16 protein-coding genes are annotated in these 16,370 nt (G+C 63.7%); 6 read left to right on the top strand and 10 right to left on the bottom strand.

The genetic code is table 11. The features are described from left to right. Positions 1-3: 3 nt before the first annotated feature. From ACOZ4H_RS11395 to ACOZ4H_RS11385, 3 genes are read right to left on the bottom strand one after another with little or no spacing between them, the layout of a single operon-like run. Positions 4-468: a Mut7-C RNAse domain-containing protein gene (locus tag ACOZ4H_RS11395; RefSeq protein WP_424329383.1), complete on the bottom strand. Its 465-nt coding sequence runs from the start codon at positions 466-468 to the stop codon at positions 4-6. Beyond that, a complete protein-coding gene (polX, locus tag ACOZ4H_RS11390; protein ID WP_424329382.1) occupies positions 461-2,197 on the bottom strand; it encodes a DNA polymerase/3'-5' exonuclease PolX in 1,737 nt (578 codons plus the stop codon). Before polX ends, ACOZ4H_RS11395 begins: the two co-directional genes overlap by 8 nt. A gap of 1 nt (position 2,198) precedes the next feature. Next, a complete protein-coding gene (locus ACOZ4H_RS11385) occupies positions 2,199-2,651 on the bottom strand; it encodes a DUF5788 family protein (protein ID WP_424329381.1) in 453 nt (150 codons plus the stop codon). Between the two features lie 227 nt (positions 2,652-2,878). On the opposite strand from ACOZ4H_RS11385, the gene ACOZ4H_RS11380 reads away from it, so the two are divergent. Beyond that, positions 2,879-4,969: a hypothetical protein gene (locus ACOZ4H_RS11380; RefSeq protein WP_424329380.1), complete on the top strand. Its 2,091-nt coding sequence runs from the start codon at positions 2,879-2,881 to the stop codon at positions 4,967-4,969. A gap of 71 nt (positions 4,970-5,040) precedes the next feature. Here the strand turns inward: ACOZ4H_RS11380 and ACOZ4H_RS11375 are convergent, their stop codons facing one another. Beyond that, the gene (locus ACOZ4H_RS11375) at positions 5,041-5,175 is read right to left on the bottom strand and encodes a DUF7503 family protein (protein WP_424329379.1); all 135 of its coding nucleotides are present in this window, start codon (positions 5,173-5,175) and stop codon (positions 5,041-5,043) included. Between the two features lie 415 nt (positions 5,176-5,590). Here ACOZ4H_RS11375 and ACOZ4H_RS11370 point away from each other — a divergent pair, with 415 nt between their 5' ends. The 4 genes from ACOZ4H_RS11370 (at position 5,591) to ACOZ4H_RS11355 (ending at position 9,377) form a co-directional block, all read left to right on the top strand. After that, complete coding sequence (locus ACOZ4H_RS11370; protein ID WP_424329378.1) at positions 5,591-6,532, top strand: response regulator; 942 nt, start codon at positions 5,591-5,593, stop codon at positions 6,530-6,532. Between the two features lie 212 nt (positions 6,533-6,744). Beyond that, complete coding sequence (locus ACOZ4H_RS11365; protein ID WP_424329377.1) at positions 6,745-7,689, top strand: rhomboid family intramembrane serine protease; 945 nt, start codon at positions 6,745-6,747, stop codon at positions 7,687-7,689. 2 nt (positions 7,690-7,691) lie between these two features. Beyond that, positions 7,692-8,510, top strand: coding sequence for an endonuclease V (locus tag ACOZ4H_RS11360; protein ID WP_424329376.1), 819 nt, complete (start codon positions 7,692-7,694; stop codon positions 8,508-8,510). Between the two features lie 42 nt (positions 8,511-8,552). Then, positions 8,553-9,377: an SDR family oxidoreductase gene (locus ACOZ4H_RS11355; RefSeq protein ID WP_424329375.1), complete on the top strand. Its 825-nt coding sequence runs from the start codon at positions 8,553-8,555 to the stop codon at positions 9,375-9,377. Positions 9,378-9,395: 18 nt separating this feature from the next. Here ACOZ4H_RS11355 and ACOZ4H_RS11350 read toward each other — a convergent pair whose 3' ends face one another. The 6 genes from ACOZ4H_RS11350 to mct all read right to left on the bottom strand — a co-directional run bounded on the left by ACOZ4H_RS11350 (position 9,396) and on the right by mct (position 15,807). After that, positions 9,396-10,484, bottom strand: coding sequence for an ArsA family ATPase (locus ACOZ4H_RS11350; protein WP_424329374.1), 1,089 nt, complete (start codon positions 10,482-10,484; stop codon positions 9,396-9,398). A 51-nt stretch (positions 10,485-10,535) separates the two neighbouring features. After that, positions 10,536-10,697, bottom strand: coding sequence for a DUF7563 family protein (locus ACOZ4H_RS11345; RefSeq protein ID WP_004516852.1), 162 nt, complete (start codon positions 10,695-10,697; stop codon positions 10,536-10,538). A gap of 75 nt (positions 10,698-10,772) precedes the next feature. After that, a complete protein-coding gene (locus ACOZ4H_RS11340; protein ID WP_424329373.1) occupies positions 10,773-13,220 on the bottom strand; it encodes an ATP-dependent DNA helicase in 2,448 nt (815 codons plus the stop codon). Positions 13,221-13,345: 125 nt separating this feature from the next. After that, a complete protein-coding gene (locus tag ACOZ4H_RS11335; RefSeq protein ID WP_004516850.1) occupies positions 13,346-13,906 on the bottom strand; it encodes a TATA-box-binding protein in 561 nt (186 codons plus the stop codon). Positions 13,907-14,109: 203 nt separating this feature from the next. Next, on the bottom strand, positions 14,110-14,547 hold the full coding sequence (locus ACOZ4H_RS11330) for a TRAM domain-containing protein (protein WP_424329372.1): 438 nt from the start codon (positions 14,545-14,547) through the stop codon (positions 14,110-14,112). Positions 14,548-14,616: 69 nt separating this feature from the next. Next, positions 14,617-15,807, bottom strand: a complete 1,191-nt coding sequence (mct, locus tag ACOZ4H_RS11325; protein ID WP_424329371.1) for a succinyl-CoA:mesaconate CoA-transferase — start codon at positions 15,805-15,807, stop codon at positions 14,617-14,619. Between the two features lie 121 nt (positions 15,808-15,928). Here mct and glmS point away from each other — a divergent pair, with 121 nt between their 5' ends. Beyond that, entirely contained in the window at positions 15,929-16,369 is a 441-nt protein-coding gene (gene glmS / locus ACOZ4H_RS11320; RefSeq protein WP_004516847.1) for a methylaspartate mutase subunit S, read from the top strand. The last annotated feature ends 1 nt before the right edge of the window (position 16,370 follow it).

Raw genomic sequence — 16,370 nt, 5'->3', positions numbered from 1 at the left:
GTTCTACAGGCCGTCCAACGTCGCCTGAACTGACGCCCAGTGGCTCCCTTTCCAGAAGTGCTGCCCGCAGTCGGTACAGCGCCAGACCGTCTCGTCGTTTGCATTCGGTGCGTACTCCGGCGTCGGTTCCACCGGATCGACCTGTTCGACCGGCCCGTTGCAGACGCCACAGTGAGCCGGCTCCGAAGCGAGTGAGAGGTTGAAGCCGGCATCGGCGAGTTCCCGCAACTGGTCCTCGACCGCCCGCTCGCTGAGGAGCACACTCTCGGATGCGCGGGCGGCGAGGTCCTGGTCCCGAGTAATCACCAGCCGGTCCTCGCGGTCCGCCAGGGCGAGGAGGTCGTCATCGGCCTCGGCGTTCCGGTCCAGCGCGTACGCCGTGTCGTAGCCACACATCCGCAGATAGGTGGCGAGCTTGCCGAGCATCGCATCGAGCACGAGCCGGTCGCTTGGGGAATTCTCAGGCATCGAGGAACCCGCGGAGGCCCTCGGCGTCGAGGGTGTTCAGCACGTCGTCCGTCTCGGCCCACCCCCGCCGCGCCGTGTGGACGCCGTAGCGCAGGAGTTCGAGGTCGCCCGGGCTGTGCGCATCCGTGTTGATGGCGATTGTCGCCCCGGCTTCGAGGGCCTGCTTGACCGCGCCGCCGCCGAGGTCCAACCGGGCGGGGTTAGCGTTTATTTCCAGCGCCGTGTCGTTGTCGGCGGCGGCTGCTGCGAGACGTTCGATATCAACGTCCAGCCCCTCACGACGGTTCAGATAGCGCCCCGTCGGATGCCCGATGACGTTCACGTCGGGGTGTTCAGCGGCCGCGACGAGGCGGTCCGTGCCGTCCCCGTCCAGCGCGGCGTGTGGCGAGGCGACGACCACGTCCAGGTCCGCCAGCAAGTCGTCGGCGACCGAGACGCTGCCGTCCGCGGCGATGTTGGCCTCGACGCCGGTGAACACGGCGATGTCGGCGTCCGCCGCGACCGACTCGACCTCTGCTATCTGCTCGCGGAGTTTCTCGTCCGGGACGCCGACGCCGCCGACCATCCCCGGCCCCGTCGCGTGGTCCGTGACGGCGAGGTAGTCGTGACCGAACGCGGCGGCCCCTTCGACCATCTCCGCAATCGTGTTGCTGCCGTCCGACCAGTTCGTGTGGGTGTGGATATCGCCGCGGACCTCGCCCTCGGCGAGGAGGTCCGGGAGCGACCCGTTGGCGGCGGCTTCGACTTCGCCGCGGTTCTCGCGGAGTTCCGGCGGCACCCACTCCATGCCCAGCGCGTCGTACACTGCGTCCTCAGTTTCGCTGGCCACTAGTTCACCGGCCCGCTGGTCGTCATCCTCAACGCCCTCGACATCGAAGACCCCGTACTCGTTGACCTTCAGATCCCGCTCGATAGCGCGGTTGCGGACCGCCACGTTGTGGTCCTTGCTGCCGGTGAAATACTGCAGCGCCGCGCCGAACTCCGATGGGTCGACGATCCGCAAGTCGACCCGAACGTCGTCCGCGTAAGCGCTCGCTTTCGTCTCGCCGGACTCGATGACGCGGTCGAGTCCCTCCCAGTCGGCGAACCGCTCGACGACGGCCTCGGGATCGGTGCTCCCGACGAGCACGTCCACGTCGCCGATGGTCGGTCGCCAGCGACGAATCGATCCACCGAGCGCGCACTCGGCCACGGCGTCGCCGGCGGCCATATAACTCCGGATCCTGTCGCCGTACGGCCGCGCCTCGCCGAGCAGCGACCGCTCGTGGGCCTCGCGGGCGAAGTCGATATTGTCGAGGATGTTCTGCTCCGTTTTCGCCCCGAAGCCCGAGACTTCCTGTATCTCGCCGGCTTCGGCAGCCGACTCCAGTTCGTCGAGAGTGGTGATGCCAAGCGCCTCGTACAGCGAGCCAACGGATTTCGGGCCGATGCCCTCGACCGCGGTAAGAGCGTCCATCTCGACGGGGAGTTCCTCGCGGAGTTCGGCCAGTTCCTCGATTTCGCCCGTCTCGAAGTATTCAACGACTTTCGCGGAAATAGCGTCACCGACGCCGTCTATCTCGCCGACGCTGTCCTCGCCCTCGGCGGCCAGCCCCTCGATCGCACCGGGGAAGTCCCTGATGTTCTCGGCCGCCCGGCGGTAGGCTCGGGGCTTGTACTCCACGCCGTTCGCATCCAGCAGGTCGGCGAACTCTTCGAGCAGTGTCGCGATTTCGTCGTTTCGGCTCATATTAGTAGCTCCGCCCGGCACGACCCGTGCCGGAGTCTGCGTCCTCGTGACCCAGTGCTTTCTGGAGGAACTTCATCCAGCGTTTCCTGTCGGCCGTCTCCTGCGCCTGCGCTTCCTGTTCGATGTTGGCCGCACCGAGCTGTTCGAGGGCGTTGAGCGCCCGGTCGATGCCGATGATGGCCGTGGCAAGCTCTTCGCCGCGCTCGTAGCTCACTTCGTTGTCCTCGATACGTTGCTTGCGCTGGAGGCGCTCGCGCCGCAGGTTCTTCTTGGCCTGCTCGACGCGCTCGCGCTCGCCCCGCGGAATCGTCTCCCGACGCTTGATCTCGAAGACGAACGACTGGAGTTCGATCTCCTCGCCCTGGACGGTAATCTCGTCAGGGATGTCCGCACCGACGGTCGCGCTGTCGCGTTCGATGCGCTCCAGCAGCTGTTTGCGCTCGAACTCTTTCACTACGGTAGTGTTAGACCGGGTCGCCCTTACCCGCTTCGCCCATAGATACAACCGAGTCTGCACGGAACTGACCGTTTTGCCCACCACGCGTCCCTGTCCCCTCCCGGCAGTTCAAATATTGCCCAGCGGGCCGCCCTGGTTGAGACGGAATGCTGTCGGCGATATCTTTTTGATTGTCTCTACCGTTCTCATTGTACGAGAGTAATACTGTCCCCCTCGTTTATTATATGACTCTAACGTTCGAACCGCTTGACGACCGTCCTGGGCTTGCGGTCATTGATCAGATCGAGCGCCAGCGCTACCGGATACACACGCCGACTCCCATCGCGCTCAGGGAGGCAGCGACCGACGTGTTCCAGTACCCGGTCGGGGACGCTGTCCGGATACGGACGCGCGCTATCGAACTTCCGACGGTCGTCATGGTGTACGTCCGGGACGATGCCGGGGCGATAGCCGCCGAGGTTGCCCAGTTCGAGTCGGAGACGCTGCCGGCGGATGATTACGTTCTGGACCCGCTAACGCAGATCAAAACGTACATGCGGGTCGAGGACACCGCGATGGAGGTCACCGTCGACTCGGACCGGACCCGGATCGAGTTCGACGCTCCGACGGACGTGCTCATCGGCGCTCGGTCCCAGCACGACCGGCCCGCAGCCACAGTTACGACGACCGAGAACCCGAGAGACGTGATGGCCGCAGTCGAGACCTTCGGATCGGCGCTCAAAGCCTACGACCCCGAGCGCTCCTATCCGACGCTCCGCGGCCACCCACCGGCGCTTGAAATCGGTGACAGCCTCGATATCCCGGCGGATATCGACAGGCCGGACACCGGTGTCACACTCGAACTACCGCCCGACCTCGCCTCAGTCTTCGTCGCTGCACCGCTTTCGTACTATCTCGGTGCCTCGCTCGTCCCCGCATCCACGCCGCGGCTCACGACCGACACGGGATTCACGTACTCGCTCGACACCGCACGCGGCTTCGAGTCGGAGGTCGGCCGCACACTCAAACGCCTGTTCTTCCTCGATTGCGTCACGCGCACCGAGGGGTTCCACCAGATCGACTTACACGAGCGAGCGGCCATCGAACCGTACGTCGACCTCGATTTCGAATCGTTGTACCGGCAACCGCTGGCGGAGCAGGTCGCCGCCTATCTGCAGGTCCCGTACGACGTTATCGAAGACCACATCCCGGAGTGGCGGTTGACGACGCACATCGACCCGGTGCCGGCGAACGCGGAACAGCTCCCGTACGTCGTCGACGACCTCGCTATCGTCCGGACCCACCAGCAGCAACGGCTGAACCAGGCGAGCGTTCCGGCGGAGGCCGAAGCCGAGTTCACCCGGGACGACGTCATCACTCGCGCCGCGAGTTCCGACGCTGCTACCGCCCCATCCGAGACGGATTACGTCGAACCACAGGCCGAGGACTCGCTCGAACAGGCCTGGATCGGGGACAGCATCCCCATCGGGGCGAGCAAGCTGACCAAAGCGGCGTTCGAACACCGACTCGACCGCGACACGAACGCCGAGGACATCACGATTCGCGTCGTCCAGAACGACGCCCGGATGGACGAGGAGCGGGAACTCGTCGACGAGGTGTACGGCACGCGCGACGACTTGCCGTTCGACGTCACGGTCCACGACGACCTGACGACGGCGGAGCTCAGGACCGTTCTCACGACCGACGCGGAGTTCTTCCACTACATCGGCCACACCGAACATGACGGCTTCGTCTGCAGCGACGGGAAGCTCGACGTGACGACGGTCGAATCGGTCGGCATCGACACGTTCCTGCTGAACGCCTGCAACTCCTACAATCAGGGGTTAGCGCTCGTCGAAAACGGCGCAATCGGCGGTATCGTCACGCTCAACGAAGTTCTGAACGACGGTGCGGTTCGCATCGGTGAGTCGGTCGCCCGGCTGTTGAACTGCGGCTTCCCCCTTCGAGCGGCGCTGACCATTGCACGTGGCGAAAGTATCCTCGGTGGGCAGTATATTGTCGTTGGTGATGGTGGTGTTACTGTTACGCAAGCGGAGAGTGGAGCGCCGAATATGCTCGAAATTAGCCGTAGAGAAGGAAAATATAATGTTGATATTATTACTTACTCGACTGATAATAAGGGATTAGGAAGCATTTTTATTCCATTCTTAGATGATGTTGAAGAACATTTCTTAGCTTCCGGGAGAATAAACACATTCCAAATGGACGAATCAGATGTTGATGCGTTTTTAAATATGCAATATGTGCCGGTAAAAATATCAGATGAATTATACTGGAGTAAGTCTGTAGATTTAAAGACGGATCTTGAGTTATAATATACAAACAAATAGTATTCTAATCGGTTAGAACCAAACCTACGAGTAATCGCGGTGGTTATTACAGGTTCTTAGGGGCCAAAATAGGTATTACCGTTTCCGGCTGCTGCAGTCCCTGCCTGTGACAGTAGCATCAGGAGGGTGAACAGTGCGCCGGCCATTTTTGGGTGCTCTGCGAGGTATTCGCGCATGGTAGTATCGGACATGATACGAATTGGATGTTGGGAGGGAGATAATTAAATTTATTTGAAGAGTACCTACATATTATATATTGTATTAAGCATAGAATTAAAAGATAAATCCCGTAATCTATACACACAGCGCACTGATCGCACATTTTGGGGTCAGAATTCCACGCACTGGTCACGCGTCCGCACGGAGGATTCAACGATACCCCCCATCAGTAGCGTTTAGTAGACTGGTACGTAACTAATGACCAGGATTGGGTATTGATGTCTGAAAAGAAACCGCTTGACGACTATCCGGGACATACACTTCCCGCCAGCGCCCTCCAAGGCTCGGACGTAGGGAGTCCGACGGTGCGTGCAGCGAGCGCTGCCAGTGTGACTGGGCGGACGATGGGTTTCGGTTTCTGTACTATCGACAGCGTCGGGGGGAAAAATGAACTCTGAGGAGTGGCGGCTCGGCGAAAAGACAGTGGCACTCTCCAGTGGGGCCATCAGCGGTAGCCGCCGTGCCGCGACGCGGCACACGCCGCTTCTCCGGACCGAATCGGCAGGTACCCCTGACGAGATGCGGACAGAGGTGCCGATTCCGCTGGCGAAAGTCGAGCAATCCCAGCAGTGTACCGTGTTGCACGTTGACGACGACCCACAGGTGGGTGAACTGGTTGAGGTGTATCTCGAACGCATCAACGACGACTTCAACGTCGTAACGAAGACGAGCGCCGTCGCCGCGCTCGATTTCCTCCGGACGGAGCAGGTCGACTGCATCGTCAGCGACTACGACATGCCAAACACCGATGGGCTGGAGTTTCTGGAACTCGTCCGCGAGCAGTACCAGGACATCCCGTTCATTCTGTTCACCGGCAAGGGCAGCGAGGAGATCGCGAGCGAGGCAATCGCATCCGGCGTCACGGACTACATGCAGAAGGGTGGCAGGTCAGATACGTACGACGTCCTCGCCAACCGAATCGAGAACGCCGTCGAGCAACACCGCACCGAGCAGCGGTTCTGGAACGCCCTCTCGTGGTATCAACGGCTCGTCGAACAGGAGCTCGCGGGCGTCTGTATCATTCAGGACGGGACGTTTGTCTACGTGAACCAGAAGCTGGCCGACATTTTCGGCTATGACCAGAGTGAACTCATCGACGAATCACCGACTATCCTCACACCAGAGGGCGATGAAAACCGGTTCCCCGACTCACTCCGAACGGCAGATTCAGACGAGCTTGACACGTTCCATTCGGAATTTGAGGGGCTACAGACCGACGGTGAAACGCGCACCATCGAGGTGTCCGGCGGGTCGATCGAGTACGATGGCGAACCGGCGTGGATCGGCGTGCTCCGGGACGCACAAAGCAACCCCGACATTGGCGAGTAAGCCGCTGCGTTGCTAATGTGTGCCGCTTTCTGGCACAAATGTCTCTGACATCCCCGTATCCTGATCGCTGGTCCGTGGCTGGCCCACTGTACTACTGTTGGCTGTAACCATTGCAAGATATTCGCCATCTCGGGGTGGCGAAATCCTTCACAGACTGACAGCCGACAGTATAAGCACAATCCCTTTCCACCGCCCACTCCTACCGTAGTACAATGTCGGAGTGCGATGCCTGTGGAAAGCAGGAGAACATGCCGTACCAGTGTGGGCACTGTGGCGGGACCTACTGTTCGGAACACAGACTGCCCGAGGCCCACGATTGCCCCGGACTGGATAACTGGAGCGATCCGGGCGGCGTGTTCGACAGCGGGTTCGACGAGAGTGTAAACACTGGCCAGACCTCCGGGGGCGGCGGCGTCGCTGACCGGCTCGGTATCGACACCGGGCCCGGCGGGCCGCTGGCGTACTTCCGGGGGAACGTCACGTATCTGTTCCTGGCGATCATGGGTATCGTGTTCATCCTCGAACACGTCGTCATCCTTTCCCTCGGTCGCGAAGCCTTCCAGACGCTGTTCGTCCTCCATCCGAACAATCCAGAGTACGTCTGGACCTGGGTCACGTCGGTGTTCTCACACGCTCCCTTCGGGTTCTACCACATCTTCGGGAACGGGATTATCATCTACTTCTTCGGCCGACTCGTCGAGCAGCAGATCGGGTCGAAGAAGTTCGCGATCTTCTTCCTCGTGTCCGGCGCGCTGGCTGGCCTCGGACAGATCGCAATTCAGACCGTGCAGGGAACGTCCGCCGGCGTCCTCGGAGCCAGCGGCGCAGCGCTTGCTATCATGGCGTTCCTGACCGTCCTGAAACCTGATCTCCGCGTGTACCTGTACTTCTTGATCCCGGTCCCGATCTGGGCGATCACCGGCTTCTACTTCCTGTTGAGCATCTTCGGGTCGCTCAATCCAATGGGGGCCGGTCTGCTCGGCGGGAACGTCGCTCACCTCGCCCACCTTATCGGCCTCATCATCGGGCTCTGGTACGGTCAGAAAATCAAGGGGCAGACCCGGATGCCCGGCCAGATACAGTTCGGCGGTGGCGGCGGCCCAGGCGGCCCCGGTGGACCTGGGGGACCCGGCGGTCCGGGCCGGCGTCGTCCGTGACGATGCAGCCGGTTCGCCCCGAGTTCGTCCCCGACCCGTCTCTCTCGCAGGCGGAGATGGAGGCGCTGCAACGCGACATCGCCGAGGTTGCGCGATTCGAAGACGACCTGGACTGTTCGCCCGAGACAATCGCGCGCGTCGGAGACGCCCCAGACGGCGACCAGACGACGCTGGATGCTGACGACGATACAACGGACGCGCCGCTCGTCGCTGGCGTCGACCAGGCGTTCGTCGACGACAAAGCCGTCTCGGCTATCGTCGTGTTACGGAACGGCAAGGTCATCGAGCGGGTCAGCGCCGTCGAGCGCACCGAGATTCCGTACATTCCCGGCCTGCTATCGTTCCGCGAAGGCGGTGCAATCCTGGGCGCGTTTGCGGAGCTGGAGGCCGACCCTGACGTGATCCTTGTCGACGGTAGTGGCCGCATCCACTTCCGGGAAGCCGGGCTGGCGACACACATCGGCGTCACGCTGGACGTGCCGGCCGTCGGCGTCGCCAAGAGCCTTCTCTGTGGTACGCCGGAGCAGTCGCTCGACGAAACGTACCCGGAAGGGACTCGGATTCCAATTGCAGCCGATGACAGCGTCGATACCTGCCCGAACGGGACTATCATCGGTCACGCAGTCCAGACACGCCAGTACGACTCGCCGAACCGGTATATCAATCCGCTCATCGTCAGCCCCGGTCATCGCGTCAGCGCAAGCACGGCGGCGGATATCGTCGAAGCCACCGCCGACGGCTACAAGCTTCCCGAGCCGACCCGGCTGGCCGACAGCTACGCCGACGAGGCGAAGGCGGCCGTCAATAATCCGTCCGGATAACCGACAGTATAACTTCCCGGGGCGTGTTCTCACGGCCAACACATGGCGAAGACGGTGCTGATTACGGGTGCGTCCTCGGGTATCGGGCGGGCGAGTGCCGAGGCGTTCCTGGCCGACGACTGGACTGTCTGGGCGACCGCCCGCGAGGAATCGGACATCGAAGACCTCGGCGAAGACGGCTGTGAAACCGCCGAACTCGACGTGACGAACCCACGCGAATGCGAGCGGGTCGTCGAGGCGCTCATCGACGCCGAGGGACGGCTCGACTGCCTGGTGAACAACGCGGGATACCCGCAGTTCGGCGCAGTCGAGGACGTGTCGACGGCGGCGCTGCACGAGCAGTTCGACGTGAACCTCTACGGCCCGCACCGACTCATCCGCGAAGCGCTCCCGCACATGCGTGCCCGGGAGAACGGGACTATTATCAACGTCTCCAGCGTCGCGGGCCGCATCGCGTTCCCGAACCAGGGCGGCTACGCCGCTTCGAAGTTCGCCCTGGAGGGGCTCAGCGACGCGCTCAGGATGGAGGTCGAGGAGTTCGGCATCGACGTGGTCCTCGTCGAACCCGGACCGGTCGAGACCAACTTCGACGACCGCGCCGACGAAGAAATCGACGATCTCGACAAGTCCGGCGCGTACGGCTGGCTGTATCAGGCCCACGAGGATTCGAACCTCGTCGGCATTCAGGACGCGCTGTCGGTCACGCCCGGGACGGTCGCGCTGACTATCCGCGACGCCGCCAGCGCCAGCGATCCCGAACCGCGGTACCCCGTCGGCCAGGGCGCACAACTGCTTCTCATGCTCGATTACCTGCCAGCGCGGTGGCGCGACGCGGCGTTCGGCGTCATCCGGAAGCTGACGAGCTAAGCAACGACTGCCGCGATTTCAGTCCAGACAGGCCGCAACGACTGACAGGAGCCGCTCGCCGCGAACTTCCTCGGCGAACAGCGGGACGCGACGCACGTCGTGGCCGCGGAACATGTCCTGTGACCGAGCCAGTGCGTCCTGCTGGACCTGCCAGCGCCGCGCGCAGAACTCACAGTCGGCGTGGTTCGGGCCGGCGATGTCCACGTCTTCGCCGAGCACCTCGCTCGGGTCCTGCATCACGCGGTTGACGACAACGGTGCTGACCGGAATGTTGAACTCGTCGAGTTGGGCAAGCAAGCGCTCGGACTCGACGACAGAGAGTTCCTCGGGCACCATCACGATGCGGAAGTCCGTCTTCCGTGGGTCCTGCAGGATCGACCGCAGATGCTCGATCCGGTCCGACAGCTCCTGCAGGTCCTCGATACCGGCCTCGGCATCCACGTCCTGGTCGTCGCCGAACATGCCGGTGAGGTTGTCCATCATCCCCGAGAAGCGCTCGCGGAGCTGTAGAATCTTCCCGACCATGGAGTCCATGGTCTCGGGGAGTTCCAGCAGGCGGAGGGTGTGGCCGGTCGGGGCAGTGTCGATGACCACGCGGTCGAAGCGGTCGTCGTCGACGTAATCCAGCAGGAGGCGGAGGGCCGCGGCCTCGTCAGCCCCGGGCATCGACCCGCCGAGCAGTCCCTCTTCGCCGCCGATGGGGTCCTCGGCCTGGCCTGTGCCTGCTGCGCTACCCGCGCCCCCGCCGAACATCCCGTTGCCGCCGAGCAGTTCGCCCACGCCGCCCAGTGCGTCCTCCTCGACACCGAGGGGCCCCTCACCGACGGCGGCCTCCGGGTCGATTTCCGCGGCGTACAGCGGGATGTCCTCGCGGATTCGCGTCGGCGTCGCCGGGATGTCCGCCTCCAGCGTGTCCGACAGGGAGTGGGCGGGGTCCGTAGAGACAACGAGCGTTGCCGTGTCGTCGCGTGCGGAGGCTAGCGCCGTGGCCGCGGCACACGTCGTCTTGCCGACGCCACCTTTCCCGCCGTAGAGGACGTACTCCGCCGCGTCGATTCCCGCGGGTGCGTCGATGTCGTCGACCGCCTCGACGTCGAGTTCGCTCATGCCAGAAGCTACGCTCGTCCGGCCTTGAGTACTTCCCGAAAAGGAGTTGTCCTACTGCCTCGAGGAACGCGCTTCACGGACATCCGCGCCGTCCCGGAGTTTGTCCTCACAGTTCGGACAGACCCGGGGGCCATGGCCTTCGACGGCTTCTGGTGTAAAAACCCGTACGTACTGCTCGGTTACGAACTCACCGCAGTTCTGACACTCGGGCATCTATAGGTACACTCGTTCCACGATGTATATGCCTTCCGCTGCCAACGATATCTTCCGGTTAACCAACAGGCGGCGCTACTGGTGGTCGGCCCAGAACGAATCCAGTTGGCTCGCGAGGAAATCGGGCGTCATCCGGGTGAACTCCTCGCGCTCGCCGACAGGCAGGTACGGATACACCGAATGGCGTGCGTCCGGCGTGTACCGACGGCCGACCAGCGCCCGTACCCCGACTTCGTCGACGCCGCGAATGACGCGGCCGATGGCCTGGCGCGCGCGCCGCACAGCCGGAACTGTCAGGGCGTACTCGAAGGCGTTGTCCTCGCCGAAGGCGTCGCCGTAGGCCCGCTGGACGCCCCGGACGCGGGGTGACCCAATGTTCACCAGCGGGATGCCGACGACCGCACAGGTGGACAGCTTCCCGCCGTCGTAATCGACCCCCTCGGTCAGCGTCCCGCGCGTTGACGTGACCATGACCTTCCCGTCGCCGCTGAAGAACTCGCGTTTCAGCCGTTCGGTCTCCTCGTTGCTGGACGACTCATCCACGAGGACTGGTTTCTCGACGGCCTCCTGCAGGTACGCCCCGGCCCAGCGGGCTTCCCGGTAGTTCGGCATCGCCACCATCACGTTGCCCGGCGAGCGGGCCAGCGCGCGCAGCGCCTGTGCGTACTCGTCGCGTGTCGGGTTCCAGCTGTCGCCCAGCGGCCGCATCGTCTGGGGGTCGCCGCGGTTGCGCGCGGTAAACGGCGTCGCGTCGACGAGGTACGACGCCCGGTTTTCGGACGGGAACGGCAGGTCGTACGTCGTCGTGCGGACCGGCCGTCCGTCGCCCGATTGTTCGTCCGGGTCCATCGACCCCGTCTCGGCCATCGAATCCAGCCCGGAAACGCGGGTGAACACGTCCAGCGGTTCCAGGGTCGCGCTCATCAGGATACCGCCCCCGAGGTCGTCGAAGACGTTCCGCAGGGCCGTCGCGGGCATGCAGTTGTAACACAGCAGCCCCGGCGTGTAGACGGCCTGGTAATCGGAATCGAGACTCTGCCCGTGGTTCGGCGAGTGCTCCAGTTCGATCTCCCGGAGGAACGTCGCGTGGTCGCGCTCCCACCACTGGCCGGCCAGCACGCCGACGGCGGCACACACCGGCTGGCGGGTCAGGCCGAGCTGGTCGATAGCGTCCTCGACGGCGGCCCCGACCTGCGACAGCGACCGCCAGAGCGAGCCGTCGTACCCCTTCCGCTCGGCCCACTCGGTCAGTTCGTCCCGCTCGACCGTGTCGGGATCCCGCAGCGGAATCTCCCTATCGTGTTCCGGGAGGACTGACGGGTCCGCGCGCCAGCCCTCGTGTTCGGCGTCGAGAAACGCCTCGACGCGGTCGTCGAGCCACCGCACGAGGTCATCGTAGAACTTCCGGGCCTGGTCGACCGCGTCCAGTGGGACCTCGCGGGCCGACAGCACCTCGCGGACCTGCGCCTTGTGGTCCGCGCTCTGCTGGGCGCGCTGGATGAGCGTCGTGCAGTCGTTGCGCGCCTGGACGAGCGTCTGGCGGCCCAGACGGTCCGACAGGAGGTCCCGCACGCGCTCTTCGAGTCGGTGGGCCTCGTCGACGATGACGAGCGTCTGGTCGTCGAGCACGTCCGACAGCAGCGGTCGAGAGCCCGGGTCGAACAGGTGGTTGTAGTTCCCGACGATCACGTCGGCCTCAGAAAGCATGACGCTCATCACCCGGTGCGGGCAGGTCCCGCGCTCCGTCGCCGCCGGGAGGTAATCGTCCATCGTCACGACGTGCCGCTCCCCGGCCGAGAAGTCCACGGGCGACCCCTTGTTGCGCGCGTACCAGTCGGCCTCGAACGGACAGTACAGCGGCGGGTCCGACCCCTCTGCCATCGACTCCGGGGCGGTGGGCTGGCTCCGCCGGTACGGCGAGTTCGCACCCGCTGTCGAGAGCGTGTCGTCGCCAAGCGTCGCCTGGTCGGCGGCGTCGGGACGCGCGGCCGCGGCGAGGTCTTGCCCCTTTCGGGGGTCCCACCACTGGTCGTCGTCGGCTTCACCGGCGATTGCGGCGTCCCCGACGGCCGCCCCGTCCGAGCGCCCGTCGTCCTCGACTAACCGCGCCGTCGCCTCCCTGAGGTCCTCACAGCGGTCGTGTGTGCTCACGTCGTCCGGGAACTGTCCCTCACGGCCGTACGGGCAGAGGTCGCGCTTGCCGACCAGCGAGATGCCGTCGAAGGGCTCCTCGATGCCGGCGTTGAGCGTCCGCAAATCATCGACGAACTGCTGGAGCTGCTGTTTGACCGGCGTGACGACGACCATCCGCTCGTACAGGTCCGTATCGCGGACGAGGGTCGCGCCGGCGGTGAGCGCGGCCATCGTCTTGCCGGTCCCGCAGGGGCCCTCCATCGCGAGAAAGCCGCGGGCTTTACCCGCCTCGATGGCTCGTTCGACGGCGTCGGCCTGATTCTCGTAGGGCTCGTCGAAGCCGAAGTACGTGCGCCAGGACTCCGTACCCGTCGAGGCGGGGTCTGCCATTGGGCCGGCTTTGGTCGTCTTGGTATTTGAACCGCGGGGTTCTACCCCGTGGCAGTCGCTTCAGCCAGAGACGAACGGAAAAACGGGAAGTGACTGACCGCCGCCCAGTCACTGGCACCGCGTGGTTAGTCCAGCAGGCCGAGGTCGCTCAGCCGCTCGACGATGGTGTCGACGGCTTCCTCCGCGTCTTCTTTTCGCTTCCCGCCGGTGACGACCAGCTTCCCCGAACCGAACAGCAGCGCGACCACGTCGGGTTCGTCGAGTCGATAGACGAGGCCGGGGAACTGCTCGGGTTCGTACTCGATGTTCTCGAGCCCGAGGCCGATAGCGATGGCGTTGAGGTTGAGCGAACTCCCGAGGTCCGCGGAACTGACGATGTTCTGGACGACGATCTCCGGATCGTCGTCGACCTGGATGTTCAGGTCGCGGAGCTTGTCGAAGACGATGCGCAGACTCTGGTGGACATCGTCTGTCGATTTCGCACCCGTGCAGACGATCTTGCCCGACCGGAAGATGAGCGCGGCGGATTTGGGGTCCTGTGTCCGATAGACGAGGCCCGGGAACTGCTCGGGGTCGTAGTCGGCCCCCTCCAGGTCCATCGCGACGCTCTCAAGGTCGAGTTCTTGTCCGATACCGGTCGAAGCAACGACATTTTCGATGTCAATGCTCTCTTTTGGGTCGACCATGTAGTGTTTTAAATACCGGATTTAAATCATATAAACGTTTGTGATGCTGTGATTACTAGTCGTTCTTCGACCTCTACCGTGTCCGACAGATTCCATTCAAGTAGGGGTACGTCGGTCGAGCGACCCGCTATGGCTGTTTGTTCCGGACCTACAGGGACTGCCAGCCCGGTGGTCACTGGGCCGCTGAAAACGCACCTATACCGCTATGCGGTCCGGCCGTCGTTGTCGACGACGCTCGCAAACGCGACGTTCTCCTGTACGGTTTCGATCTCGACGGTCGGCGAGTCGCCCGGTTCGCCGTCGGGGACGATGACGACGTACCCCCGCTCGACCTTGGCGATGCCGTCGCCCTGGTCGCCGAGCGATTCGATAGTCACGTTTCGGATTTCGCCCTCGTCGACCGGCGGTTGCGGGACGCCGGTATCGGCCCGTACCGGGTCGGTGTTCTGTTCGGGCTCCTGCGGTTGTGCCGTCGACGAGCCGGCATCAACCTGTGAGAGCAGGCCTACGCGGTAGGTCTCGCCCGGCGAAATCGCGCCGTGGGACACTTCGCTTTTCGGAATTTCGACAACATATCGGTCCCCATCTGTTTCGATTCGCGCACTGAACAATGTACTGAGTGCATCTGGAACTTCGACCATAGCCTATTCTACGGCTCATGATAGATAATGGTCCTGCCCTGTTGTGGTGAAAATTGCCGGGAATTGGCGTCAGTCGTCGCTTTCGACGCGATTGGTCTCCGTACCGACACCAGCCTCATCGAGCAGTTCCGCTCTGTGCTCGTCCAGCAGCGGTGCACGACCGCCTGGCGAGGGCATGGTTTCGGTCATCTTTATCGGACTGCCGGCGATGGTCATCCGCTCGTCGGCTCCGGGTTGATCGACGTCGGCGAGCATCTCCCGGTCGTGGATGTGCGGGTCGTCGAAGATGTCGGCGGTGTTCTGGACCGGTGCGGCCGGCACACGCCCTTCGAGTAGATCGAGAATCGTCTCGGCGTCGACAGACGCCGTCCAGTCGGCGATTTCGCGGCGCAGGGACTCGCGGTTCGCGATCCGGCTGCCGGCGTCGGGGTAGTCCGCGGCGAGGTCCGGGCGGTCCATTGCGTCACACAGCGCCTCCCAGTGACCGTCGGAGAACGCTGCGATGACGACGTGGCCGTCGGCAGCCTCGAAGGAGTCGTACGGAAACAGCGTCGGGTGGGAGTTCCCCTGCCGGGTCGGCGACTCGCCGTCACAGGAGTACTGGTACACCGTCCGCTCGCACAGCGACACCATCGAGTCGTACATCGCCGTGTCGACGTACTGGCCTTCACCCGTGCGTTCGCGGTGATGCACGGCCGCGAGGATACCCACGGCGTTCAGCGCGGCGGTGAAGAGGTCGCCGACGCCGGGGCCGACCTTCGTCGGCGGCCCGTCGGGCTGGCCGGTGATCTCCATGACGCCGCCCAGCGCCTGCGCGATGAGGTCGAACGAGGGCTGACCCTGCCGGTGGGTTTCGCCCGTTCGCGGGTCGCCAAAGCCTCGGATCGAGGAGTAGATGAGCTCCGGATTGTGCTCTCGTAGCGTCTCGTAGCCGCAGTCGAACTTCTCCATCGTGCCGGCCTTGAAGTTCTCGACCACCACGTCCGCACGCTCGACGAGCGAGAGGAACGCCTCGCGGTCTTCCTCGGACCCCAGGTCGAGCTCGAGCGAGCGCTTCCCGCGGTTGACGCTCTGGAAGTAGCCGCCGTAGGCTTCCTCGTCGCCGTCGGCCACGAACGGCGGGTTCGACCTGATGAGGTCGCCGCCGGGGCGCTCGACCTTTACCACGTCCGCGCCCATGTCCGCGAGCAACATCGTACAGTACGGTCCGGCGAGGACCTGTGTCAGGTCGAGCACACGCAAGTCGTCAAGCGCACCCATGGGAAAACCACGATGGGGCGGCGGTATAAACCTTCCTGAACGACCATTATAAATTCCTTAAGGCCATATTATCATGAAAGACCATTAGGTTTATCAGTACCCGCCGACGACGGGGTAGTACATGCCCCGGACCGTTATCCTCGGCGTGATTGGCTCCGACGCGCACGTCGTCGGCATCACGATTCTAGAGCAGGCGCTCTCGGCCGCTGGCTTCGAGGTAATCAACCTCGGTGTCCAGACTTCACAGGACGAGTTCGTCTCCGCCGCGAAATCTCACGACGCCGAGGCAGTACTGGTATCCTCGCTGTACGGGCACGCCCGCCAGGACTGCGAGGGGCTTCACGACGAGCTTGACGACGCCGGGCTCGACGTGCTCACCTACGTCGGCGGGAACCTCGCCGTCGGACAGTCCGACTTCGAGGAGACGCAGGCGACCTTCCGGCAGATGGGCTTCGACCGGGTCTTCGACGCGGAGACCGACCCGGAGGAGGCTATCGAGATGCTCCGCGAAGACCTGCAACTGACGACAACAGAGGCGGAGCAGATCAGGGTTGACGGGTGAC

Source organism: Haloarcula amylolytica, assembly GCF_049705545.1.
GTDB classification, from domain to species: domain Archaea; phylum Halobacteriota; class Halobacteria; order Halobacteriales; family Haloarculaceae; genus Haloarcula; species Haloarcula amylolytica_B.
This window is presented reverse-complemented; position numbering and strand designations above follow the sequence as displayed.

What these genes read in the sequence shown, in the direction of transcription:
- polX (WP_424329382.1), bottom strand. Translation starts at nt 2,197, where the DNA reads ATGAGCCGAAACGACGAAATCGCGACACTGCTCGAAGAGTTCGCCGAC.
- mct (WP_424329371.1), bottom strand. Translation starts at nt 15,807, where the DNA reads ATGGGTGCGCTTGACGACTTGCGTGTGCTCGACCTGACACAGGTCCTC.
- ACOZ4H_RS11345 (WP_004516852.1), bottom strand. Translation starts at nt 10,697, where the DNA reads ATGCCCGAGTGTCAGAACTGCGGTGAGTTCGTAACCGAGCAGTACGTA.
- ACOZ4H_RS11335 (WP_004516850.1), bottom strand. Translation starts at nt 13,906, where the DNA reads ATGGTCGACCCAAAAGAGAGCATTGACATCGAAAATGTCGTTGCTTCG.
- ACOZ4H_RS11330 (WP_424329372.1), bottom strand. Translation starts at nt 14,547, where the DNA reads ATGGTCGAAGTTCCAGATGCACTCAGTACATTGTTCAGTGCGCGAATC.
- ACOZ4H_RS11375 (WP_424329379.1), bottom strand. Translation starts at nt 5,175, where the DNA reads ATGTCCGATACTACCATGCGCGAATACCTCGCAGAGCACCCAAAAATG.
- ACOZ4H_RS11395 (WP_424329383.1), bottom strand. Translation starts at nt 468, where the DNA reads ATGCCTGAGAATTCCCCAAGCGACCGGCTCGTGCTCGATGCGATGCTC.
- ACOZ4H_RS11355 (WP_424329375.1), top strand. Translation starts at nt 8,553, where the DNA reads ATGGCGAAGACGGTGCTGATTACGGGTGCGTCCTCGGGTATCGGGCGG.
- ACOZ4H_RS11340 (WP_424329373.1), bottom strand. Translation starts at nt 13,220, where the DNA reads ATGGCAGACCCCGCCTCGACGGGTACGGAGTCCTGGCGCACGTACTTC.
- ACOZ4H_RS11350 (WP_424329374.1), bottom strand. Translation starts at nt 10,484, where the DNA reads ATGAGCGAACTCGACGTCGAGGCGGTCGACGACATCGACGCACCCGCG.
- ACOZ4H_RS11360 (WP_424329376.1), top strand. Translation starts at nt 7,692, where the DNA reads ATGCAGCCGGTTCGCCCCGAGTTCGTCCCCGACCCGTCTCTCTCGCAG.
- ACOZ4H_RS11380 (WP_424329380.1), top strand. Translation starts at nt 2,879, where the DNA reads ATGACTCTAACGTTCGAACCGCTTGACGACCGTCCTGGGCTTGCGGTC.
- ACOZ4H_RS11370 (WP_424329378.1), top strand. Translation starts at nt 5,591, where the DNA reads ATGAACTCTGAGGAGTGGCGGCTCGGCGAAAAGACAGTGGCACTCTCC.
- ACOZ4H_RS11365 (WP_424329377.1), top strand. Translation starts at nt 6,745, where the DNA reads ATGTCGGAGTGCGATGCCTGTGGAAAGCAGGAGAACATGCCGTACCAG.
- glmS (WP_004516847.1), top strand. Translation starts at nt 15,929, where the DNA reads ATGCCCCGGACCGTTATCCTCGGCGTGATTGGCTCCGACGCGCACGTC.